Origin of the sequence: Verrucosispora sp. ts21, from assembly GCF_002879555.1 — a bacterium.
Classification (GTDB): domain Bacteria; phylum Actinomycetota; class Actinomycetes; order Mycobacteriales; family Micromonosporaceae; genus Micromonospora; species Micromonospora gifhornensis.
The window spans coordinates 151,949-174,189 of record NZ_PNOZ01000001.1; the positions used below are offsets into that span (position 1 = coordinate 151,949).

At 71.5% G+C, this 22,241-nt stretch carries 18 protein-coding genes; 9 read left to right on the plus strand and 9 right to left on the minus strand.

Features of this window, described 5'->3' with window-relative positions; all coding sequences use genetic code 11:
- Positions 1 to 80: 80 nt before the first annotated feature.
- From C1A38_RS00625 to C1A38_RS00650, 6 genes are all read right to left on the minus strand, one after another.
- Complete coding sequence (locus tag C1A38_RS00625; protein ID WP_102655848.1) at positions 81 to 1,502, minus strand: pectate lyase family protein; 1,422 nt, start codon at positions 1,500 to 1,502, stop codon at positions 81 to 83.
- A gap of 211 nt (positions 1,503 to 1,713) precedes the next feature.
- The gene (locus tag C1A38_RS00630) at positions 1,714 to 2,856 is read right to left on the minus strand and encodes a Gfo/Idh/MocA family protein (RefSeq protein WP_199180032.1); all 1,143 of its coding nucleotides are present in this window, start codon (positions 2,854 to 2,856) and stop codon (positions 1,714 to 1,716) included.
- A gap of 92 nt (positions 2,857 to 2,948) precedes the next feature.
- Positions 2,949 to 4,436, minus strand: a complete 1,488-nt coding sequence (locus C1A38_RS00635; protein WP_102655849.1) for a mannitol dehydrogenase family protein — start codon at positions 4,434 to 4,436, stop codon at positions 2,949 to 2,951.
- Positions 4,427 to 5,728, minus strand: a complete 1,302-nt coding sequence (locus tag C1A38_RS00640; protein WP_102655850.1) for an enolase C-terminal domain-like protein — start codon at positions 5,726 to 5,728, stop codon at positions 4,427 to 4,429. The genes C1A38_RS00635 and C1A38_RS00640 overlap by 10 nt, the downstream gene beginning before the upstream one ends.
- The gene (gene uxaC / locus C1A38_RS00645; protein ID WP_102655851.1) at positions 5,725 to 7,155 is read right to left on the minus strand and encodes a glucuronate isomerase; all 1,431 of its coding nucleotides are present in this window, start codon (positions 7,153 to 7,155) and stop codon (positions 5,725 to 5,727) included. The genes C1A38_RS00640 and uxaC overlap by 4 nt, the downstream gene beginning before the upstream one ends.
- 24 nt (positions 7,156 to 7,179) lie before the next feature.
- A complete protein-coding gene (locus C1A38_RS00650; protein WP_102655852.1) occupies positions 7,180 to 8,508 on the minus strand; it encodes a Gfo/Idh/MocA family protein in 1,329 nt (442 codons plus the stop codon).
- Between the two features lie 233 nt (positions 8,509 to 8,741).
- Between C1A38_RS00650 and C1A38_RS00655 the strand changes: the two genes are divergently transcribed.
- From C1A38_RS00655 to C1A38_RS00680, 6 genes are read left to right on the plus strand one after another with little or no spacing between them, the layout of a single operon-like run.
- Positions 8,742 to 9,872 (plus strand): LacI family DNA-binding transcriptional regulator, encoded by a 1,131-nt coding sequence (locus tag C1A38_RS00655; RefSeq protein WP_102655853.1) that lies wholly within the window; start codon positions 8,742 to 8,744, stop codon positions 9,870 to 9,872.
- A 19-nt stretch (positions 9,873 to 9,891) separates the two neighbouring features.
- Entirely contained in the window at positions 9,892 to 11,229 is a 1,338-nt protein-coding gene (locus C1A38_RS00660; RefSeq protein ID WP_013734552.1) for an ABC transporter substrate-binding protein, read from the plus strand.
- Positions 11,230 to 11,260: 31 nt separating this feature from the next.
- Positions 11,261 to 12,244, plus strand: coding sequence for a carbohydrate ABC transporter permease (locus C1A38_RS00665; protein WP_013734551.1), 984 nt, complete (start codon positions 11,261 to 11,263; stop codon positions 12,242 to 12,244).
- On the plus strand, positions 12,244 to 13,128 hold the full coding sequence (locus C1A38_RS00670) for a carbohydrate ABC transporter permease (RefSeq protein ID WP_102655854.1): 885 nt from the start codon (positions 12,244 to 12,246) through the stop codon (positions 13,126 to 13,128). Before C1A38_RS00665 ends, C1A38_RS00670 begins: the two co-directional genes overlap by 1 nt.
- Positions 13,112 to 13,729 (plus strand): hypothetical protein, encoded by a 618-nt coding sequence (locus tag C1A38_RS30575; RefSeq protein WP_013734549.1) that lies wholly within the window; start codon positions 13,112 to 13,114, stop codon positions 13,727 to 13,729. Before C1A38_RS00670 ends, C1A38_RS30575 begins: the two co-directional genes overlap by 17 nt.
- Positions 13,726 to 14,622, plus strand: coding sequence for a DUF6807 domain-containing protein (locus C1A38_RS00680; RefSeq protein WP_102655856.1), 897 nt, complete (start codon positions 13,726 to 13,728; stop codon positions 14,620 to 14,622). Before C1A38_RS30575 ends, C1A38_RS00680 begins: the two co-directional genes overlap by 4 nt.
- A gap of 91 nt (positions 14,623 to 14,713) precedes the next feature.
- Here the strand turns inward: C1A38_RS00680 and C1A38_RS00685 are convergent, their stop codons facing one another.
- The gene (locus C1A38_RS00685; RefSeq protein ID WP_102655857.1) at positions 14,714 to 17,323 is read right to left on the minus strand and encodes a CHAT domain-containing protein; all 2,610 of its coding nucleotides are present in this window, start codon (positions 17,321 to 17,323) and stop codon (positions 14,714 to 14,716) included.
- Positions 17,324 to 17,513: 190 nt separating this feature from the next.
- On the opposite strand from C1A38_RS00685, the gene C1A38_RS00690 reads away from it, so the two are divergent.
- Genes C1A38_RS00690 through C1A38_RS00700 form a run of 3 tightly spaced genes read left to right on the plus strand, consistent with a single transcriptional unit; the run spans position 17,514 to position 19,880 of the window.
- On the plus strand, positions 17,514 to 18,827 hold the full coding sequence (locus C1A38_RS00690) for a S8 family peptidase (protein WP_102655858.1): 1,314 nt from the start codon (positions 17,514 to 17,516) through the stop codon (positions 18,825 to 18,827).
- Positions 18,824 to 19,447: an RNA polymerase sigma factor gene (locus tag C1A38_RS00695; protein WP_102655859.1), complete on the plus strand. Its 624-nt coding sequence runs from the start codon at positions 18,824 to 18,826 to the stop codon at positions 19,445 to 19,447. Before C1A38_RS00690 ends, C1A38_RS00695 begins: the two co-directional genes overlap by 4 nt.
- The gene (locus C1A38_RS00700; RefSeq protein ID WP_102655860.1) at positions 19,422 to 19,880 is read left to right on the plus strand and encodes a hypothetical protein; all 459 of its coding nucleotides are present in this window, start codon (positions 19,422 to 19,424) and stop codon (positions 19,878 to 19,880) included. The genes C1A38_RS00695 and C1A38_RS00700 overlap by 26 nt, the downstream gene beginning before the upstream one ends.
- A gap of 38 nt (positions 19,881 to 19,918) precedes the next feature.
- Here C1A38_RS00700 and C1A38_RS00705 read toward each other — a convergent pair whose 3' ends face one another.
- Both C1A38_RS00705 and C1A38_RS00710 read right to left on the minus strand, forming a co-directional pair.
- On the minus strand, positions 19,919 to 20,947 hold the full coding sequence (locus C1A38_RS00705) for a hypothetical protein (protein ID WP_102655861.1): 1,029 nt from the start codon (positions 20,945 to 20,947) through the stop codon (positions 19,919 to 19,921).
- A 193-nt stretch (positions 20,948 to 21,140) separates the two neighbouring features.
- On the minus strand, positions 21,141 to 22,148 hold the full coding sequence (locus C1A38_RS00710) for a LacI family DNA-binding transcriptional regulator (RefSeq protein WP_102655862.1): 1,008 nt from the start codon (positions 22,146 to 22,148) through the stop codon (positions 21,141 to 21,143).
- Positions 22,149 to 22,241: the final 93 nt, after the last annotated feature.

Below are 22,241 nucleotides of genomic sequence, written 5' to 3' on the forward strand. Positions count from 1 at the left end.
GGTGGTGGTGGTGAAAGGAAGGGCCCCTTGTTAACGCCTCCGGTATAGGAAGGGCCCCCTTTTAACAGCGGTGTGTGCCGCTACAGCGGCAGCCGGTCGGCGCCGGCGAGCGGGCCGACGACCAGCGGCACCAGCGGTGCCGGCAGCACTGGGCCGTGCCGCATCGTCGGCGTCCATCCGGCGTCCGGGGACAGGTCCGGGTCGTGTCCGGCGTTGTACGCGGCCACCAGGTCGACCGGACGCGGCAGCCCGCCTGCCGGCGTGATCCAGTTGCCCCGGGTGGTGATGGCGGTGCCACCCCAGTCGTAGAGCAGGTCGGCGGCGGTGATGCCGGTGCCGAGGGTGAAGTGGTTGTTCTCCGCGTACACCGCGGACTGCACGCCCACGCCGATGGCGTACTCGAAGTCGTCGCCGGCGAGCCGGTAGGCGTTGTTGTAGAGGTCGACCTGGCCGAAGCGCACCCGGGGCAGCCGTTGCAGCGACCCGTCGAACAGGTTGTGGTGCAGGGTGACGTCGAGCCGCCCGACGTCCGGGCCGACCGTGTTGGACGAGCCGATCAGCATCAGCTTGTCCCGCCCGTCGAACCGGTTCCAGGCGGCGGTGACCAGGCTGGCGGTGTGCGTGATGTCCAGCGCGCCGTCGTGCACCTGGTACGGGCGGCCGAAGTGGACCGGTTGGGCGCTGTCCGGGTTGTCGCCGTCGGTGAAGGTGTTGTGTTCGATCCAGACGTTCTCGCTGCGGCGCACCGAGATCTGGTCGTACTGGGAGTTCCAGTTGCCGGTTTCGCCGTCGGTGGGGGACCAGGCGGGGAAGCAGTCCCGGGCGTCGTCGAAGGTGATGTTGCGGACGATCACGTTCGAGACCCGGTCGATCATCAGGGTGAGGCCGGCCAGCCGCGCCCCCCGCAGCCCGATGACCGTGGTGTTCGCGCCGACGTTGATCTGCGTGTGCCGGGTCTGGTTGGTCACCGACCGCACCCGGGCTTCTTCGACCGGCCCGCTCGGCGCCACCCGACCCCAGACCGCCGGGTCGTACGTGGCCAGGTACGCCTGGAGCGAGTAGCCGGGATCGGCCAGATCCGTGCAGTCCAGCAGTGTGCCGTCGCGGCCCTCGAACCCGTCGATGGTGCCCTTGACGTACACGATCTTTGGGGTGTTGTTCGTGGCGTTTGTGGCGTTGTCGCCGCCGAGCGCGGCGACCAGCTCGGCTCGGGTGGTGACCACGTGCACCTGGTCGGCGGTCGCGGTCGAGCCGCCGGTGGTGCCCGGCCCGGCGGACGCCCAGCCGTCACCGGCCGGCAGCGTCTGCCGCCCGAGCTGGCGAGCCAGCGGAGACAGGGCCAGCGGAGACAGGGCCGGTGCAGACCGGGCCGGTGCAGACCGGGCCGACGAGGACAGGGCAGCGGTGACGCTGGTCCCGGCCGGTGCGTGGGCGGCGGCGGGAGCGGGTGCGACGGTCAGGGTGAGTGTGATCAGTGCCGCGCTGGCGGCGATTCTGCGCATGGGGTGGGTCCGTTCCTTCGTTGTGTTTCTCGTATGTAACGAAGGCTACGGATAGAGTTTTATGAGGGTCAATATTATTGTTATGCAGGTTTGTTGCATTAATTGTGATCGGCCGGAATTGACCCGGCCTGTCCTGGTCGGGAAGTGCTGGTCAACGCATTGAGTCGATCCATTTCGGATCGTCGATTTGCAGTCCGGTTGCCGTTACCTCCTATTTCGGTGCGGTGACCCGCCACGGCGTGACAGCCCACGGCACGCCCGATTCCGACGGCAGTTCGCCACGCTCGGCGGCGCGACGCAACACCGCGTTGACGCCGCGGATGCGCAGCACCCGCTGGGCGCCCTCGCCGACCGGGTCGACCAGTTCCCCGCCGAGCAGCGTGGGCTCGGGTGCCTCCTGCAACGTGGTCAGCAACGAGGTGAAGGCGGCGGTCCTGGCCAGCGGCGCGATCAGCGGCACCCGGCGGTCGGCCCGATGCGCGAGCAGGTTCTCCAGCAGTCCCTGCCGGCCGGGCACCACCCGCGGACCCGCCTCGCCGGGCAACCACAGCCGGTCGGTCGGGTACTCCAGCACCGCCCGGCCACCGGTGCCGGTGACGATCACCTCGCCGGCGATGAAGTCCTCCCCGGCGAGGGTGACCGCGGCGACGATCGGCGGACCGACCACCTGTCGCAGCCGCAGCACCGCCGTGTCGTCGACCTCGATCGGCCGTACCCGGTACCGCTCCACCTCGACGGTGGCCGGCTCCACCGGCTGCCCGGTTACCGCCTCGGCGACCGCCAGGCACTGCATCACCGCGTGCGCGAGCGGGTTGGCCAGCGCGCCGTCGAGCACCGGCCGGCCGTCGAGCAGCCGCCGTCCGGCCCACGGGGCGCGGGCGTAGTACGCGTCCGGCCGTTGCCAGGCCGCGACCGTCGCGATGCCGGTGACCGTACCGAGCCGGCCGGTGCTCGCCGCGTCGGTCAGTGCGGTCAGCGCCGTCGAGCCGAGCGCCTGGAACCCGACCTGCGCCACCCGGCCGGTGGTCGCCAGGGCACCGGCCAACTCCTCGTGTTCCCCGCTGGTGAGCACCGGTGGCTTTTCCAGCAGCAGGTCGGCGCCGGCGGTCACCGCGTCCCGGGCGATCGGCAGATGGGTGTGCGGCGGGGTGCAGATCACCACCACCTCCGGGGCCACCTCGGCCAGCATCGCCCGATGGTCGGTGAAGATCCGGGTACCCGCCGGCACCGGCGCGGCCGGTTCCTCCTCGATCGGCCTCGGGTCGACCAGGGCGACCAGCCGCAGCCGCCCCGCGTCGTGCAGCGGGCCGATCACCCGCCGGTGCCAGCGACCATGCCCGTTCGCTCCGATCAGCGCGACCCGTGGCGCGTTAACCGCGACCCGTGGCGCGTTAACAGGGGGCCCTTCCTCTACACCAGGCGTTAACAAGGTGCCCTTCCTTTCCCTCAGGCGGCGGTGAGGGTGGTGCGGACGCCGTGGCGGGTGAGGTCGGTGAGCCAGGCGGTCACGTCGGCGCGTACCTGCGCGTCGGCGGCCACGTCGGGCGGGACGATCTCGTCGAGGGCGAGCACCGCGTCGACCGCCCCGGCCGGGGTCTGCGGCGCGTCGGCCAGGGCGGCCCGGATGCGGTCCGCGAGCGGATCGTCAAGCGGCAGCGTACGACAGTCGTCGGCGGTGCCCTGGGCGAACCGGATCCAGGCGGCGAGCACCAGTGTCGCCCAACGTGCCGACCGGCCCTGCGCCCGCAGGTCGGCGATGGTGTGCAGGATCCGCTGCGGCAGCTTCTGCGAGCCGTCCATCGCCACCTGAAGGGTGCGGTGCCGGATCGCCGGGTTGCCGAACCGGGCCAGCACCTGCTCGCCGTAGTCGACCACGTCGACGCCCTGCGGCGGAGTGAAGCTGGCGGCCACGTCCTCGGCGATCAGCCGGCGCAGCACCGTCGCCAGGTGCGGCAGCGCGAGCGCGTCCGCGATCGTCTCGCAGCCGGCCAACGCGCCGAGGTACGCGGCGGCCGAGTGCACCCCGTTGAGCGTACGCAGCTTCAACCGCTCCCACGGCCCGGCGTCGGCGCAGAGCACCGCGCCGGCCCGCTCCCAGGCCGGCCGCCCGGCGGGAAAGTCGTCCTCGATGACCCACTGGGTGTACGGCTCAGCTGCCACCGCCGCCAGATCCTCCACCCCGAGCGCCCGCCGCGCCGCCGCGAGGGTCTCCGCCGTACTCGCCGGCACGATCCGGTCCACCATCGTGCCGGGGAACCCGACCTGCGTACCGACCCAGTCGACAGCGTGTCGTGGTGCCTGCGCGTACGCCAGGGCCTGCTGGACCAGGCCGCGGAGCCGGCGGCCGTTGGCGGGCAGGTTGTCGCAGCTGACCAGCGCGATCGGCCCGGCGTCGGCGGCGGCCCGGGCCAGCAGCCCACGCACCAGCAGACCGGGCACGGTCACCGGCGGCCGGTCGCTTGCCAGGTCGGCCACCAGCGCCGGATCCGGGCGCAGCGTCCCACCGGCCGGATCGAGCTGGTACGCCTTCTCGGTCACCGTCAGCGTGACCACCCGGATCGCCGGGTCGGCCAGCAGCGCCACCACCGCGTGCGGATCGGCGGCCGCCAGCCGCACCCCGGTCAGCGCCCCGATCACCCGGGTGTGCCGGTCGTCGGCGGACAGCGTGCTGACGCTGAACAGGTTGTCCTGCGCGGTCAGTACCCGCACCAGGTCGGCGTTGCGCGGCGCCACCCCGACAATGCCCCAGTCACCACCGGCCGACGCCACCGCCTGTTCGGTGTAGACCGCCTGGTGGGCCCGGTGGAACGCGCCGAGCCCCAGGTGCAGTACCCCGGCCGGCACGGTGCCGGGCTGGACCAGCGGACGCGCGTCGGCGGGCAGTCGACGCAGCGCCCCCAGGTCGAGTCGGGACGCGCCCACGGTCACCGCCACGTCGGGCCGTCCGGGAAGCGGAAGGTGGCGATCGAGGACGGGTGCATGGTGGCGCTGTAGCCGGGTTCGGTCGGCAGCAGGTACCGCCCGTCGCGGGTACGTACCGGGTCGACGAAGTGTTCGTGCAGGTGGTCGACGTACTCGACCATCCGGCCGTCCAGGCTGGTGCCGACCCGCAGGTAGTCGAAGATCGCCAGGTGCTGGACGTACTCGCAGAGGCCGACCCCACCGGCGTGCGGGCAGATCGGCACCCCGAACTTGGCGGCCAGCAGGATCTCGGCGAGCACCTCGTTGACCCCGGCGACCCGGCAGGCGTCGATCTGCATCACACCGATCGCCTCGGCCTGCAACAACTGCTTGAAGATCACCTTGTTGGCGGCCACCTCGCCGGTGGCCACCCGGCACCGCCCGCCGGTCAGCTCGGCCATCGCCCGGGCGATGCGGGCATGGCCGAGGATGTCGTCGGCGTGCGTCGGCTCCTCGATCCAGTACGGGTCCACCTCGGCCAGCGCGGTCATGTTGGTGATCGCCTCGTCGACGTCCCACACCTGGTTGGCGTCCATCATCAGCAGCGCGTCCGGGCCGATCTCCGACCGGATGATCCGGGCCCGCCGCAGGTCGTCGGCGGGCGGTCCGCCGACCTTCATCTTCATCGCCCGCCACCCGGCCGCGTACGCCTCCCGGGTCAGGGCGCGCACCTTGTCGTCGGGGTAGCCCAGCCAGCCGACCGAGGTGGTGTACGACGGGAAACCGTCGCGCTCCAGCACAGCCAGCCGATCACCGAGCCCGTCACGGCCCTTGTCCAGGATGGCCGCGGCCTCGTCGGGAGTGAGCGCGTCGGTGATGTGGCCGAAGTCCACGTTGGCGACCAGCTCGTCGGTGGGCATCTCGGCCAGGTAACGCCACATCGGCTTGCCGGCGAGCTTGGCCCGCAGGTCCCACACCGCGTTGACGAGCGCCCCGGCGGCCATGTGGATGACCCCCTTCTCCGGGCCCAGCCAGCGCAACTGCACATCGGCGACCAGCGAGCGCCAGAACGCCACCGGCTCGGCGGTGATCTCCTGCACCGTCCGCCCCCGCACGTGATGGGCCAGGGCGTTCACCGCCGCGCAGGTGATCTCGTTGCCACGACCGTTGGTGAAGGTGAACCCGGCCCCGGTCGGCCCGTCGTCGGTGCTCAGCTCGACATAGGTGGCCGAGTAGTCACCCCGGTTGATGGCATCGGAGCCGTCGCCGCTGGCGGCGGTGGGAAACCGCACATCGTGCACAGTGACATCGGTGATGGTGGTCATTGTTGCCCCTCCCCGAATTTGTAGACCTGCTTCGGCAGCCGGTACGCCAGGTCGACGATGGTCTCGGCGGCCTCGTCCATGGGCAGCCGGTGCTCGGCGACCAGCCGGGCCAGGAAACCCGCGTCGATGCGGCGGGCCACGTCGTGGCGTACCGGGATGGAGCAGAAGGCACGGGTGTCGTCGACGAACCCGGCGGTGTTGTAGAAGCCCGCGGTCTCGGTGACGGTCTCCCGGAACCGGCGCAGCACCTCGGGGGAGTCCAGGAACCACCAGGGCGCACCGAGCAGCAGAGCGGCGTACCCGCCGGCCAGCGGCGCGAGTTCCCGGGTGAAGGTGTCCTCGTCGAGGGTGTAGAGCACCACCCGCAGCCGGGGGTCGTTGCCGTAGGCGTCCAACAGCGGGGCGAGCGCGTGCACGTACTCGGTGACCTGCGGGATGTCGCCGCCGACGTCGCGGCCGTGCCGGGCGTACAGCCAGCGGTTGTGGTTGCGGACCGCGCCGGGGTGCAGCTGCATGACCAGCCCGTCGTCGAGCGACATCCGGGCGAACTCCAGCAGCATGTGCGCAGCGAACGCCTCGGCGTCGCCGGGCTCGGCCCGGCCCCGCCGGGCCCGGTCGAACAGCGTCGCCGCGTCCGCGCCGAGGTCGAGGGTGCGGGCGGTGCGGTGACCGTGGTCGGACGAGGTGGCCCCGGCGTCGATGAACGCCACCCGGCGGGCCCGCAACGCCGCCAGATAACCGGCGTACGTGCCGGTGTCCTCGCCGGTGATCTCGCCGAGCCGGTCGACGTTCGCCGACCAGTCCTCGAATTCCAGGTCGACCACGTTGTCCGGGCGGAACGTGGTGACCACCCGGCCACCCGGCCCGCCCCAGCCGTCGGCGGCCAGTTTGGCGTGCCGACCCAGGTCGTCCAGGGGCGACTCGGTGGTGGCCAGCACCTCGATGTTGAACCGTTCGAACAGGGCCCGGGGTCGAAAGTCCGGCTCGGCGAGCTTGGCGGCGAGGGCGTCGTACACCTCGTCGGCGGTGGCCGGGGAGAGTCGGGTGTCGACGCCGAAGACCTCGGTGAAGGTCTGTTCCAGCCACAGCCGTGACGGGGTGCCCCGGAACAGGTGCCAGTGTTCGGCGAAGCGACGCCAGATCCGTCGCCCGTCGGTCTCCACCGGGGTGCCGTCGCGGCTGGGCACGCCCAGCTCGGACGGGGGTACGCCCTGGCTGAGCAGCATCCGGGTCAGGTAGTGGTCGGGCACGATGAGCAGCTGCGCCGGGTCACCGAACGGCTCATCCTCGGCCAGCAGCGCCGGGTCGACGTGCCCGTGCGGGGAGATGATCGGCAACCTTGCCACAAGCGCGTACAGCTCCCGGGCCAGTGCGCGTTGGCCCGGGTCGGCGGGGAGGAGCAGGTCTGGTCGGGTCGAGGTGGGCACGGGGTGCGACTCCTGGGGTAGAGGTCAGTCGAGGGTGAGCAGGTCGGCGACGCGTACCGGGGCGCCGGTGTCGAAGGACCGGTTGGCGGCCAACCCGGTGAGCAGGGCCAGCGCGCCGTCGCGGGCGCTTGCCGCGCGGTGCAGCGGGTCGGTCGCCCCGCCGAAGAGGACCTGGGTCATCCGGGCGTCCGCGCCACCGTGCCCGTGGCGGGTGTACCCGTCGACCTCGATGCGTTGCGGCGGGGACCAGAAGGGACGCAGGGTCAGCGTGGCCGCGCCACCCTCGGCGGCGGCCTGGTCGCCGTGCAGCGCCGCACCCTTGAGCGCGCCGGCCGCGGCCGGGCTGACGTAGTCGCTCTCGGTGACCTCCAGTTCGAGGCGGCCCCGGCTGCCGTTGACCATCACCCGGTAGCCCTCCCAGGGGGCGTACGCGGTGAGGTGGTAGGTCATGGTCGCGCCGGTGGAGTAGGTGGCCAGCACCGCCATGTCGTCCTCGATGCTCACCCCGGGGGCGAAGACGTTGCGGTCCCGGTGGTAGCCGTCGGATGCCTCGGCGTCGAGGTACAGCTCGCGGAGTCGGGGGTGCTCGGCCAGGCGCAGCGCGAACGGGTCGTCGTCGGCGGCGGGGCTGGCGTGTGCCCGGTCGTAGTCGCGGGCGTAGCCGTGCCGGCGGCCGTTCTCGCCGTAGAAGAACAGCCGTCCGGCCGCGTACACCTGCACGGGTGTGGCGTTCAGCCACCAGTTGACCAGGTCGAAGTGGTGGCTGGCCTTGTGCACCATCAGCCCGCCGGAGCTGGCCTTGTCGCGGTGCCAACGGCGGAAGTAGTCGGCGCCGTGGCGTACGTCGAGCAGCCACTCGAAGTGCACCGAGCCGATCTCGCCGACCGCACCCTCGGTGAGCAGCCGGCGCATCTGCTCGTGCAGCGGGTTGTAGCGGTAGTTGAAGGCGACGGTGACCCGCCGGCCGGTGCGGCGTACCGCGTCGAGGATGCGTTGGCAGCGCGGCGCGTCGGTGGTCATCGGCTTCTCGGTGACCACGTCGCAACCGGCCTCCACGGCGGCGACCACGTACTCGTCGTGGGTGACGTCCACGGAGGTGACCAGGACGACGTCGACGCGCTCCTTGGCCAGCATCGCGGTGAAGTCCCCGACGTGGTAGGTGGGCACCCGTGGGTGGCCGAGTTCGGTGAGCCAGCGGTTGTGGGCGTCCATCCGGGCCTGGTTGACGTCGGCGAAGGCGACCAGTTCGGCGGTGTCGGCGTGGTCGCGGACCAACGCGCGGACGAACATCTCGGCGCGGGCGCCGGTGCCGACCACGGCGTACCGGGCCCGCCTGCCGGAGTGCGGAGACACGAACTGATCCTCCTCGATCTCTCTGCAAACCTTTGCAGCGAAGTAATCATGCTCGATCCCTTGGCGTCAACGGTGCGTCAGCAATCAGCGGCCTTTGTGCTGATTCATGAGTATTGGAGGGCATGGCAAGTGCGGCTGTGAAACCTAGCTGTAATCATCGACCGTTGACACTGGCGCAACCGTTTGCATTAATTGGCGGCACCCGTGACCGCCGACACACGAAGGGGGCCGCAGTGCCTGTCACGATCCGGGACGTCGCGCGGGCCTCCGGGGTGCACATCTCCACCGTCTCCCGCACCTTCTCCGCACCCCACCTGGTCAACCCGGAGACGCGGGTACGGGTGCTCGCCTGCGCCGAGGACCTGGGCTACCGCCCCAACCGGGCCGCCCGTGCCCTGATCACCGGCCGTACGCACAACATCGGGCTGATCATCGCGGACATCGCGAACCCGTTCTTCCCGCCCCTGATCAAGGCGGCGGAGAGCCAGGCTCGACACCGCGACTACCACGTCTTCGTGGCCGACACCAATGAGGACGCCGCCGCCGAGGAAGAACTGGTCCACGCCCTGGCCAAGCAGGTCGACGGGGTGCTGCTGTGCAGCCCACGGATGAGCAACAGCCTGATCGAGCAGCTCAGCCGGGAGGTCCCGCTGGTGGTGGTCAACCGCCAGCTGGCCGGGCTGCCGTGCGTGCTGATGGACGTCGGTCAGGGCGCCCGGTCGGCCATCGAACACCTGGCCGGCCTCGGCCACCGGGAGATCGCCCTACTCGGTGGGCCGCGCGGTTCGTGGACCAGCCGGGAGATCCGCCGCGCGGCCGGCGCGGCGGCCCGGACGGCCGGCGCGGAGCTGACCGTGCTCGGCCCCAACCCACCCACCGAGCACGGTGGACTGGCCCAGGCGGAGCAGGTCCGCCGGGCCGGGGTCAGCGCCGTGCTCGCCTACAACGACCTGATGGCGATCGGCCTCCTGGAGGGGCTCGACGCACTGGGAGTGGCGGTGCCGCAGGAGGTGAGTGTCGTCGGGGTCGACGACATCTCACTGAGCCGGCTCACCCGCCCCAAGCTGACGACGGTGGCCACCCCGACCGCGGCCGCCGGCCGGACGGCCGTCGACATGTTGCTGCAACACGACACCGACCTTCCCCGCACCGGGCGGGCCGGCGGTGCCGGGACCACAGTCGGCGTCCGTCGCACCACCGCACAGGTAATGCTCCAGACCGAGTTGGTCATCCGCGACTCCACCGGACCGGGCCCGTATGCCGGCCGGGATCGTCCCGGTGCCACTGCCGAAGGCCCGGGCCCGCATCGCCGTGCGGACCCGGGCGGCCCGAGAGTGGCCGCCAGTGACGTCGTCGCCTCCTAACGCCAAGGAGTGAGCGCACATGCACCCCGCAACGCACCCCACCAGCGCGCCCGACGGGCGCACTTACCGTACCCCCCTGCTGCGTCGCCGACTGCTGCGCGGCCTGCTCGCCGCGGTCGTGGCCCTGCCCCTGGTCGGAGCTGCCGCGGCCTGCGGCGGCGACGACGCCTCCGACGGCAAGACCAAGGTCTCCATCTTCTGGTGGGGCGGTGACGCCCGCAACGAGCTGACCGTGCAGGCGCTGGACCTCTACACCAAGAAGAACCCGGACGTCGTCTTCGAGACCACCTGGCAGGCCAACCAGGGCTACTTCGACAAGCTGGCCACCCTCACCGCCGGCGGCAACCCGCCGGACATCTTCCAGATCGACGACAACTACCTGACCGAGTACGCGGCCCGCAACGCCACCCTGGACCTGAAGAAGTACCAGGACGCAGGCGACCTGGACACCAGCAAGTTCCCGCCCAGCCTGCTCCAGTACGGCGAGGTCGACGGCAAGCTCGCCGGTCTGGCCGCCGGGGAGAACACCCAGGGCCTGGTCTACAACAAGACCCTGCTGGACAAGAACGGGCTGCCCGAGCCGACCACCGGGATGAGCTGGGAGGAGCACATCGCCTGGGCCGAGCAGGTCAGCAAGAAGACCGGAGTGCCCGGCACCCAGGACCCCAGCGCCGACTACAAGGCCTTCTGGGTGTGGCTGCGCCAGCAGGGCAAGGACCTCTACTCCGGCAGCGACCTGGGCTTCACCGCCGAGGACGTGACCAGGTGGTTCGAGCTGTGGAAGGGGGCCCGGGACGCCGGCGCCACCCCGACCCCGGACGTCATCCACGAGGGCAACGCCACCGACATCACCAAGCAGCTCGTGGTCACCGGCAAGTCGGCCACCTCCTGGGTCTGGGTCAACCAGATGCCGGAGCTGAAGAAGAACACCGCCGACGAGCTGGGGGTCATCGCCTACCCCGGTGACCCGAGCGCCCAGTGGGCCCGCGCCTCGATGTACTGGTCGGTCTTCCGAGGCAGCAAGAACGCCGACATCGCGGTCGACGTGATCAACTTCCTGGTCAACGACCCGGAAGCGGTCAAGCTGCTCGGCACCGACCGGGGTCTGCCGTCCAACCTGGACCTGCGTCGGGTGGTCAGCGACGACACCACCGACCCGGCGATGAAGCAGTCCATCGAGGTGGAGACCAAGCTGGCCGAGACCTTCGGCGAGGCCCCGCAGGTGCCGATCAAGGGCCACAGCAAGGTACGCGCCGAGCTGACCAAGGCCGCCGAGAACGCCCAGTACGGCCGGGTCACCCCCGCCGAGGCCGCCGCCCAGTTCGTCGCGGCCTGCAAAGCGGCAATTGCCTCCTGACCGCACCGCGTCACCCGGAGAGGAGCAGTTCGTGGCTCTGACCACGGCGCCCGACCCGACTCGCCGCGGCACCGGATCCGTCCGACCCCCCGCCACCCGGCGCGGGACCGGACGGATCCGGCACGGGGAAGGTCTGGCCGGCTACGTCTTCCTGTCGCCCTGGCTCATCGGTCTGATGGGCATCACTGCGCTACCCATGCTGTTGTCGCTGTACCTCAGCTTCACCAACTACGACATCCTCACCCCGTGGTCCGAGGTGGAATGGGTCGGGCTGGCCAACTACGAACGGATGTTCACCGCCGACCCGTCGTGGTGGCACTCGGTGCGGGTCACGCTGCGCTTCGCGCTGATCGCCGTACCGCTGAAGCTGGCCGCGGCGCTCGGGGTGGCCCTGCTGCTCAACCGTGCCTGGCGCGGGGTCGGGTTGTTCCGTGGTCTGTTCTACCTGCCGTCGCTGCTCGGCGGCAGCGTGGCGCTGGCCATCGTCTGGGTGAACATGTTCAACCGCGATGGCGCGTTCAACTCCTTCCTCGCCCTGTTCGGCATCGAGGGCAAGCCCTGGGTCAACGACCCGGACTGGGCCCTGGAAACCCTGATGGTGCTGGCCATCTGGCAGTTCGGCGCCCCGATGGTGATCTTCCTGGCCGGGCTCAAGCAAGTGCCGACCGAGCTGTACGAGGCCGCCTCGGTGGACGGGGCCGGTAGGTTCCGGCAGTTCGTCAGCGTCACCCTGCCGATGCTCTCCCCGGTGATCTTCTTCAACCTGGTGCTGGAGACCATCAACGGCTTCCAGGGCTTCACCGCCGCGTTCGTGCTCAGCAACGGCACCGGCGGACCGATCGACTCGACCCTGATGTACACCCTCAACCTGTACATCGCCGGGTTCACCGACCTGGAGATGGGCTACGCCTCCGCGATGGCCTGGGTCTTCCTGATCGCCATCGCGCTCATCACCGCCGTCTTCTTCAGCACCGGCCGGTTCTGGGTGCACTACTCCGACGGGGAGGACCGCTGATGGTGGCGAACACCGTGGCCCCGCCCGTGGCGGCCCGCCCGGAGCGCTCGCGCAGCCGATCCTGGCTGCGGCTGATCATCCTGCTGGCCATCGTGGCGGTCGTGCTGTACCCGCTGATCTGGATGATCGGCACCTCGGTCAAGTCGCAGCAGGAGATCGTCAGCAACATCGGTCTGCTGCCCGAGCGCTTCACCCCGGGCAACTACACCGACGGGTGGAGCAACTTCGACGTCAGCTTCGGCCGGTTCTTCCTCAACAGCGCGATGGTCAGCCTGCTGACCGTCGTCGGCAACGCGGTGAGCTGCCTGCTGGCCGCGTACGCCTTCGCCCGGTTGAGGTTCCGGCTGCGGCGGCTGTGGTTCGCCATCATGATCGGCACCCTGCTGCTGCCGGCGCACGTGCTGATCGTGCCGCAGTACATCCTGTTCCGCACCCTCGGCCTGGTCGGCGGGGACTGGCCGTACCTGCCGCTGCTGATCCCGCAGTTCCTGGCCACGGAGGCGTTCTTCGTCTTCCTGATGGTGCAGTTCATGCGGGGCATCCCGCGCGAGCTGGACGAGGCCGCCCGGATCGACGGGGCCGGGGCCTTCGGCATCTTCCGGCACGTCATCCTGCCGCTGAGCCGACCCGCCCTGGTCACCACGGCGATCTTCTCGTTCATCTGGACCTGGAACGAGTTCTTCCGGCAACTGGTCTTCCTGTCCGAGCTGAGCGACTACACCGTGCCGGTGGCGTTGACCCTGTTCATCGACTCGACGAGCCAGAGCGCCATCGGCCCGATGTTCGCCATGGCGGTGCTGTCCCTGCTGCCGGTCTTCGTGTTCTTCGTCGCCTTCCAACGGATGCTCGTCGAGGGGATCAACACAAGTGGAATCAAGGGCTGAGCAGCCGCCGCGCCGCGACTGGCGGGACACCGTACGCGACGGGGCCGATCTGGCGCTGCTGGGCATCCTGACGGTGCTCGCCTCGGCCCCGGTGCTGACCGCCGGCGCGGCGATCGGCACCGCCAGCGCCGCGGTGCACGACTGGCTGGCCACCGGCAGCTGGCCCACCGCCCGGCAGATCATCTCCCGGTTCGGTCGGGGACTGCTGCCCGGCGTGCCGGCCACCCTGCTCGGGCTGGCCGCTGTCGGGCTGCTCGCCACAAACCTGACGGCACTGGCCACCGGCCGGGTGCCGGGCGGCGGCGTGGGGTTGGTCGCCACCGTCGTGGTGGCGGCGGCCCTGCTCGGGTACGCCGCCGCGATCGTGGTCGAGGTCGGCCGCACCGGCGGCACCGGGTGGGCCGCGGCGGTTCCCCGGGCCGCCCGCACCTGCCTCGACCACCCCGCGACCTGCGCCGCGCTGGCCGGCACCAGCCTCGTCGCCGTGCTGCTCGGGGTGCTTGTCACCCCGGTCGCGGTGCCGATCCTCGCCGGGTACGCGTTGGCCGCCGTGCACGCCGTCGCCCGCCGCCGCCCGCTCACCCGGGCGGAGCTGTCATGACCGCCGACGATCAGGAGTTGCTTGTCGACGGTACGCCGGTGGCCCGGTACGTGCTCGCCCCCGACCTGGACGCCACCCACGGCCCGCGGCCCTACCTGCACCCGGTGCGTACCCTGGCCGGCACCCGGGTCACCGACGCCCTCCCCGCCGACCACGTCTGGCACCTCGGAGCCTCCCTGGCGGTGCAGGACGTCAACGGCACCAACCTCTGGGGTGGGCGCACCTACGTCCGCGACCTCGGCTACACCTGGCGTGCCGACCACGGCCGGATCGTCCACACCGGATGGAACCACCGCTCGACGGACCGGCTCGACCACCTGCTGCACTGGTGCGACCCGACCGGCGCGGTCCTGCTCACCGAGCGGCGCACCCTGGCCGCGACAGCGGTACCGGAGCACGTCGATGTACCTGGTCCGGACAGCGCATGGAGTCCGGCGTCCGGGCGAGCCGGTGCCTGGCGGCTCGATGTCGACAGCGTGCTCACCGCTCCCGCCGACCGGGACGTCGTGCTGGGCAGCCCGGCCACCAACGGTCGGCCCGGTGGGGCCGGCTACGGCGGGTTCTTCTGGCGGGCGGTGGCCGGCGAACCACCCGAGGTGTTCACCGCCACCCGCGTCGGCGAGGAGACGGTCAACGGATGTGCCGATCCGTGGCTGGCGATGACCGGCCGGTCACCGGAGGGCGGCGCGTACACCCTGGTCTTCAGCGGTCTGGGTGCGGGCGACAGGTGGTTCGTCCGGACCACCATGTATCCCGGGGTGTGCGTCGCCTTCGCCTTCGCGCGGACCGCGACGATCCCGGCCGGCACCAGTCGCCGTAACCACCACCGGGTGGTGATAGCCGACGGCATCCTCACCGTCGACACCGCCGCCGCCCTCGCCGACCTGCGGTGAGCTGTGGCAGTGGAGCTGGTCGACACGCCGTCCATCCGCTTGTGCACTGCCACAGCCCGACAGTGCCGCCCAGTTCGACGGCGCGTCGTGGTCAGCCGGCGCCGAGGCAGACGAAAGCCGCCGCGGTGGCCGAGGCGGTGTGATCGCCGGTGGCCACGAAGGCCCGCTGGGCGGCGGCGAGGGCCTGCGCCGGTTCGGCACCGGCGTGCATCCGCAGGTGCAGGTCCACCATGAGTTCGGTGGTGGGTTCCGCCGGCACCGGCAGCACGGTGGCGATCAGGCATCGGGTGCCCAGCGCCAGCAGTACCGCCGCGAAACCGGTGATCTCGTCGCCGGGGCGTACCCCGGACAGGCCCGATTCGCAGGCGGAGAGCACCACGCAGCCGGGCGGCCGGGCGATGCGTTCCCACTCGTAGGCGAACAGCGGCCCGTCGGCCAACTCCAGGGTGGAGAACTGGGGGTTGTCGGCGCGGAACGTGCCGTGCGCGGCGATGTGCACCATCGGGGCGCCGTCCAGGGCGGCGGTCAGCGCCTCGGCGGTGGCGTTCGCCCCGGTGAGCAGGCGGGCGGTGGGCAGCACGTCGGCGAGCCGCTTGACCTCGACCGTCCCGGCGGGCAGTCGTGGGCCGCTGGCCAGCGTCGGCGTACCCGCCCAGGTCTGCTGCTGCGCGGCGGTGAGCCAGGCGGTCGCCGACGGTGCGACAGTCACCGCCCGGCCGGCGCAGGTGGGCAGCCCCGCCCAGCCGACCGCATGCAGGGCGCCGACCGGCACGATCACCAGCGGCCGGTCGGCCAGCCGCCGCCGCAGCGGGTCGAACAGTTGCCGGTCCAACGCCGTCGCGGCGTGCGCCGCGCCGGTTCGGGCGGCTGTCGAGTCCCCGGTGACGATCAGCCGACGTAGCCCGAAGCGGTGCCAGCGGGCCAGCCGGGTCGCCTCGGCCGACGGGCCGAGATCGTGCAGGCTGGCCCGTCCGTCGGCGACCACCACCGCCCCGAGCCGGTCACCGTGCACGAACAGTTCGACGAGCGCCCGGGGGCCGAGCCGGTCGGCCAGTTCACCCACCCGGGGCGGGGCCGGCGTGGTCGTCGCGCCGGTCGCCAGCCGGGTCAGGTCGCGGATGCGATGCTCCAGCCGGGCCTGCCGCCCGCGCAGCACGCGTACCGGCCGGCCGGTCAGCACCGCGTCCTCCAGCAGGCCACTGACCAGCCTGAGTTCGGCAAGCGCCGCGACGAGTTCGGCGTCGTCGGGTGGCAACGCCGGCCGGTTGCGCAGCGCGGTGGCGCGCCACCGCTCCGCCCAGGCCAGCACCCGCGCCGGTGCGCCGGCCCGCACGGCGATGTCCAGTCCCTCGGCCGCCAGTTCCTGCCCGTACGCCCCGCTGTTGGCCCGCAGTTCGGTGGCGCCGAGCGAGGTCCGGTGCCGGTCGAGGACGGCCAACCCGCGACGCAGGGCACGGGCGGCGGCGGATTCGTCGCCGCGCAGCCGGTGCCACAGCGCCTGGGCGTACCAGCCCTGGGCGCGCCGGGGCGCCGTACCCTGACCCCGCGTGCGGGCGACCGTGCCGAACAACTCCGCGGCGCGGTCGACGCGACCCAGCGCCGACGCCAGCAGGCCGGCGTCGATCAGGGTGAGCTGCGCGGGATCCGGCCAGCCGGTCGCGTCGAGTTGATCGGCGGTACGCACCATCGCGGTGAGCAGGGCGGCGGTGCGGGTTCCGCGACGGAACTCGGCACGCAACTCGACGTGTCGGGCGAAGGCGGTCCAGATGCGGCGACCCTGTCGGCGGAATCGGGTCCGTGCCGCGGCGGCGGCCTCGGTCGCGGTGTCCAGGTCACCGGCGAGCAGCGCGGCGCGTGCCTGGGCCAGCAGCGCCTCGGCGAGGTCGGAGGCCATGCCCCGACGCCGCAGTTCGTCGACCGCTGCGGCGGCGACCTCTGTCGCCTCGTCGACCAGGGGCACCGACAGCAGCAGTTCGAAACGGTCCAGCAGCAACGCCGGTCGAGGTACGGCGAGACGCTGGTACTCCTCGCCGACGGCGGCGAACCGGCGCAGGGCACCCACGATGTCGCCGCGCCGGCCGGCCGCGATGCCGCCGTTCCAGCGGGCGTCGGCGGCGGCGAGGTCCAGCCCGAGTTCACCGAAGATGGCCGCCGCCCGGGCGAGGTCGTCGACGTCGCCGTTGCCGCCCCGGTGGGCGTTGAGCAGTCCCCGGTTGTTGCGGGCCCGCGCCTCCAGCAGCAGATCGCCCGCACGCTGGGCGATGTCGATGGCCAACCCGTAGTCGCGGACCGCCTCGTCGTACCGGCCCCGGTAGTGCAGCACCACCCCGCGCTGCATCCGGGCCCGCCCGGCGTCGGCGCCGGTGAGTTCCGGCAGCGCGGCGGTCACCGCCCGCAGGGCCGCCGAGGTGCGGCCGGCGGTGGCCAGGACGTAGCCGAGGCTCATCCGGGCCAGCGCGCGGGTCCGGGCCGACTCGGCGGCGCGGACCGCCCGGCGCAGGTGGTGCAGCGCGCCGGTCAGGTCGTTGAGTTCCCGCAGCGCCAGGCCGATGGCCCGCTCCGCAGTGGAGCGTTCGTCGTCGTCGACGTGCCCGGTGGCGAGTACCCGCTGGGCGATTGTGATCGCCTCACGTGGGCGGCGCTGGACGGTGTCGAGCGCCAGCGCAGCGATGCCGGCACCGGCAGCGGTGCTGTCGGACATGAGAGAAGGCTTCACCAGCTATCGCCGTACTGTCAATGCCCGGGAATCGTCTCACGGGTGTGGCCGTATTGCGGTCACCCGGACGGGCCATTGACATACGCCGATTGCTTGGAAGAATTGGCGAGGCCTGCGGAATTCGACTTGCCCGCCACCAGTGACTTGCCGTTTCCTGGGCTATCTGGGAGGACTCTTGCTTCCTGACTATCCCCGAACGGGCAATTCCCATCGGCTGTCCCGACGGCGACTGCTGACCGCCTCCGCGCTGGCCACCGTGGCCACTCCACTGGGCATCGGGTCGACGGCGGCCGCATCGCGCGCCGAGCAGGACCCCGACGACACCGCATACCAACTCGCCTTCGCCCGGGTGCTGGACGCGGACCGCAATGTGCGGCGGCACATCGTCGCCGGACGGGAATTCCTTTACCGTCCCCGGCAACTGCTCGCCGCCGCCGCAGATGCCGGTCGGGTCGCCGCCTGGCTGAGAAGCCGCGGGCATTCGGTCACCATTGGCAACGGATTCGCCGGAGTCACCCGACTGCTGTTCGCCACGGAGACCGATATTCCCGCGATCGTGGGGATGCTGCGCGATCCTCGGCAGTGGTCCGGCCAACCCGTACCGCGGGTCCAACCCCACCACGTGCTGCTCGGCCTGGGCAACATCATGGGCAACCCGTCCGGGCCGCCTCGGGCGGTCGCCGCGCTGCCGCCGCCGGATCCGACCCGGCTCGCCGAGGGCGCGGGGGTGACGGTCGGAATCTGCGACACCGGCATCTGGCGGTACGCCGGTCAGCAGCACCCACACTGGCTCGACGGCGCCTACCTGCCCGAGCCCGACGACGAGGACCCGCTCTACGCGTACGCCGACGTGCTCGCACCGCAGGGCGGTCACGGCACGTTCGTCGCCGGGGTGGTGCGTCAGGCCGCACCCGGCGTACGTGTCGATCCCGAGACGGCCCTGGACCAGAGCGGCATCGGTGACGAGTCGATGGTGGTGGCCGCCCTGAGCCGGCTGTCGCCCGAGGTCAGCGTGATCAACCTGTCCCTGGGCGGCTACACCCTCGACGACCAGCCCTCACTGCCACTGGCCAACGCCCTGGCCGCGCTGCCGCCGACGACCGCGGTGGTGGCGGCGGCGGGCAACGCCGGCCTCCGCCGGCCACTGTGGCCGGCCGCGCTGGAGCGGGTGGTGGCGGTCGCGGCGGTCAGCCTGGGCCCGGCGGGACTGGTACCGGCCGACTACAGCGGGCACGGGGCGTGGGTGGACGCCTGCGCGCTCGGTCGACACGACAGCACCTACGTCGCGGGCACCCTGCCGTTGCCCGGACGACCGACCCGTGTGTTCCACCGCTACGCCAGTTGGGCCGGCACGTCGTTCGCCACCGCACACGTCAGCGGTCGCCTGGCCGCCCTGATGACCGCCGGCGGCCTGAGCGCCGACGCGGCCCGGCTGACGCTGCTCGCGCAACCCCGCTGGCACCCCGACTACGGAGTGCTGGTCGGGTGAACACCAGGGAGCTGGTCGCCGCCGCCGCGGACGGGGACGAGTCGGCCTGGGCGCAGCTGGTGCACCGGTACACCCCGCTCGTGTATTCGGTGATCCGCTCCCACGACCTGACCGGCGCCGACGCGGCCGACGTCAACCAGACCGTCTGGCTGCGGCTGGTGGAGCAACTCGGCCGGCTGCGCGACCCGGAGGCGTTGGCCGGATGGCTGGCCGTCACCACCCGGCGCGAGTGTTACCGGATGACGCGGCTGGGCCGGCGTACCCGACCCGTCGACCCGTCCGACGACGCGCTGGAGGGGTACCACGGGAGCTGGGCGAACGTAGCGGCGCCGGACGAGGACCTGTTGCGCGCGGAGCGTCGGCAGGCGTTGCGGGAGAGCTTCGCCCAGCTTCCGCCGCGCTGTCAGGAGCTGCTCGCGCTGTTGACGGCCGATCCGCCGCTGAGCTACCGGCAGATCGCCGACCGGCTGGGCGTACCGGTCGGCAGCATCGGGCCGACCCAGGCCCGTTGTCTGCGCAGGTTGCGCGACTGTCCGGCCCTCGCGCCGTACCTTGATCCTGGTCGGTCCGCATCGTCGAAGGCGGGTGAACGCGATGGAGCCGTGGCCGCCGGTCGATGACGACCGGTTGACTGTGGAGTTGGGCGCGGCGCTGTGGAACGCCGGGGGAGTGCCCGAGGAATATCTGACCGCGGCGCGGGCGGCATTCGCCTGGCGGACGGTCGACGCCGAGCTGACCCTCGCCGAGCTGACCTTCGACTCGGTATGTGAGCCGGCGGGGCAGACCCGGTCGGGTGCCTCCGTGCGGACCCTGTCCTTCCGGGGCGGACCGATCGTGTTGGAGATCGAGGTCAGCGACGCGGGAGTCGTCGGTCAGCTCTGCCCGGCCGAGGGCGGCCGGGTCAGTGCCCGAACCGCCGACGGCACCTACGACGAGACCTCCGTCGACGCCGTGGGCCTGTTCTCCCTCGGCGTCCCGCCGCCCGGTCCGGTGCAGTTGCTCGCCGAGGCCGGCGGTTTCACCGTCGCCACCGACTGGGTCTGCCTGCGCTGACGGGGGTTGCGGCCCGGTCGGGCCGCAACCCCCTCGCACTACCGCTTGACGGAGCTGATCAGGTACTGCACGCCGCCGAGGTCGGTCCGTTTGGCCCCGGAGGCGTCCGGGCCGAACTGGGTCACGTTGAACGCGATCTCCCGGTCCGACGCGGTCGTCGCGCTGAACAGCAGCGAGAACTCCACCCGCTCACCGGGGTTCAGCCGCAGATTGCCCAGGCTGGCCCGGGTGGGCTCGACGATCTCCACCTGGGTGCGGCCCACGGCGCGTACGCCCGTGCCGACCGCGCCGCCGGCCCGCCAGCGCTCGAACAGCTCCGGACCGAGGTCGACGACGACCCGCCCGCCGATGCCCTGCAACGGTTGCGTCGCCTCGAAGACCAGGTCGTTGGCGGACGGCACCCGCAGCGAGTTGCCGATGGCGAAGGGTCGCACAGCCGGGTTCGTCTCACCGGCGCTGAGTCGCACCGAGTCGACGTTGCGCCACGCGATGTTGTTGTTGTTCCTGGTGTTGGTGCTGATGTCCGGGCCCTCGGCGACCATCGGGTCGGTGTCGGACACCCAGCGCGCGAGCAGGCAGAAGTGACCCGGCCCGGGCACTCCCGTCCACGGGATGGTGACCGTCGTGACGCCCGCGTTGGCGGCGACGGTGGCCGCGCCGATGTGCGTCCAGTGGGCCGGCCAGGTCGCGCCGCCACCGGGGGTCGTCCGGTAGACGTGCAGCGTTCCGAAGCTGGTGCCCGCGCCGTACGGCCCGGGATTGCGCAGCTTGACGAAGATGTAGTTGGTGATTCCGACGATCGGGTTCTGGCTGGTGGCACACTCCACGGGAGTCGGGCAGACCTTGATGTCGGGGCTGGCCCACAGCGGGTTCAGCGGGTGCGGCTGGAGCCCGACATCGCCGTCGACATCCTTGATGTAGATGTCGGTGCGGGCGGTCGGGGCGGCCCGGTCGGCGGCCGCGAGGGGCGCGGCGACGGCTGCGGTGACCGACAGCAGCCCGGCCAGCGCGGCGCCCGCGACGACGCCCAGGACCGCCCTGCGGACACGTCTTCCTGCACTGCTCATGACAGCGTTTCTCCCATCGACGGAGACTGGCCGACCCGGCGTTTCCGTTCCGTGTCGGCGCGGTTACGCCTTTCTGGAGCCGGTGGCGAGCCGGAAAATACCGTCGTGGTGTCGTCGTGCTGTCAGATGGCGCGAAGAGCGGCAAACTCCTTCTGCGGGCGACCGGGGTCAGTCTGGCTGCGGGTGACCGGGGTCAGTCCGGCACGGCGCGGCAGGAGGCGCGGACGACCAGCTCGGTAGGAAGCCGGATGTGAATGTCGCGTTCCACCCCCGCGATCAGGTCGACCAGCAGGCGCAACGCCTCGGCGCCCATCCGTTGTATCGGTTGCATGATCGTGGTCAGCGGTGGGTTGACAAGCGCCGACTCCGGAACGTTGTCGAAGCCGATCACGGACAGGTCGTCGGGCACCGACAGGCCCATGTTCCGGGCGACGTTGATCGTGGAGATCGCGGACAGGTCGTTACCCGCGAAGACCGCGGTCGGCCGGTCGGGGAGGGCGAGCAGTTCCGCGGCCGTGCCGGCGGCGCTCTCGATGCGGAACCCGCCGACGCGTACCAGTTGCTCGTCCACGGTCACACCCGCGTCGGCCATCGCCTGCCGGAAGCCCGCCTCACGCAGCCGCGACGACTCCAGATCGGCGCGGCCACTGATGTGGCCGATCCGGCGGTGACCGAGCGAGAGCAGGTAGTTGGTCGCCAGCACGGCGCCGGCGAAGTTGTCGGAGTCGACGGTGGGCAGACCCGAGGGACCGGTGTGCGGGTCGACGGCGACGACGTGGAAGCCCTGTTTGGTCTCGACCACCGTCGGCGTGACGATGACGGCGCCGTCGATGAGCGTTCCGGACAGCCGGGCCAGGGATCGTCGTTCCCAGCCGACGGCCGTACCTGCCACGTCGCCGCTGGAGTAGGCGAGCAACTGGTAGCCGGTGCCGGTGACCCCCGCCGAGGCGCCCTTGAGCAACTCGGTGGAGAAGGGTTCGAACTCGGCCACGAGGATGCCCAGGACGTTCGTGCGGTGACTACGTAAGCTCTGCGCGCCCAGGCTGGCCTCGTAGCCGAGCTGGTGAATGACCTGCTGAACCCGCTGGACGGTCGCCTGTGCCACGCCGTACCTGCCATTAACCACCTTGGATACAGTTGCCACGGAGACGCCGGCCGCGCGGGCCACGTCCGACATGTTGACACGCTGCGGGAACGCCACGCCGACGATGATAGAGGGCCGACGGGGCTCGATGAGCGGCGTATCGAAAACGTTATCGACACCGATTGACACTCGGTTACACGGCTGTAAAAC

Coding starts and splice junctions, on each gene's coding strand:
- C1A38_RS00705 (WP_102655861.1), bottom strand. CDS start 20,947: ATGAGCAGTGCAGGAAGACGTGTCCGCAGGGCGGTCCTGGGCGTCGTC.
- C1A38_RS00700 (WP_102655860.1), top strand. CDS start 19,422: ATGGAGCCGTGGCCGCCGGTCGATGACGACCGGTTGACTGTGGAGTTG.
- C1A38_RS00660 (WP_013734552.1), top strand. CDS start 9,892: ATGCACCCCGCAACGCACCCCACCAGCGCGCCCGACGGGCGCACTTAC.
- C1A38_RS00680 (WP_102655856.1), top strand. CDS start 13,726: ATGACCGCCGACGATCAGGAGTTGCTTGTCGACGGTACGCCGGTGGCC.
- C1A38_RS00640 (WP_102655850.1), bottom strand. CDS start 5,728: ATGACCACCATCACCGATGTCACTGTGCACGATGTGCGGTTTCCCACC.
- C1A38_RS00625 (WP_102655848.1), bottom strand. CDS start 1,502: ATGCGCAGAATCGCCGCCAGCGCGGCACTGATCACACTCACCCTGACC.
- C1A38_RS00670 (WP_102655854.1), top strand. CDS start 12,244: ATGGTGGCGAACACCGTGGCCCCGCCCGTGGCGGCCCGCCCGGAGCGC.
- C1A38_RS00685 (WP_102655857.1), bottom strand. CDS start 17,323: ATGTCCGACAGCACCGCTGCCGGTGCCGGCATCGCTGCGCTGGCGCTC.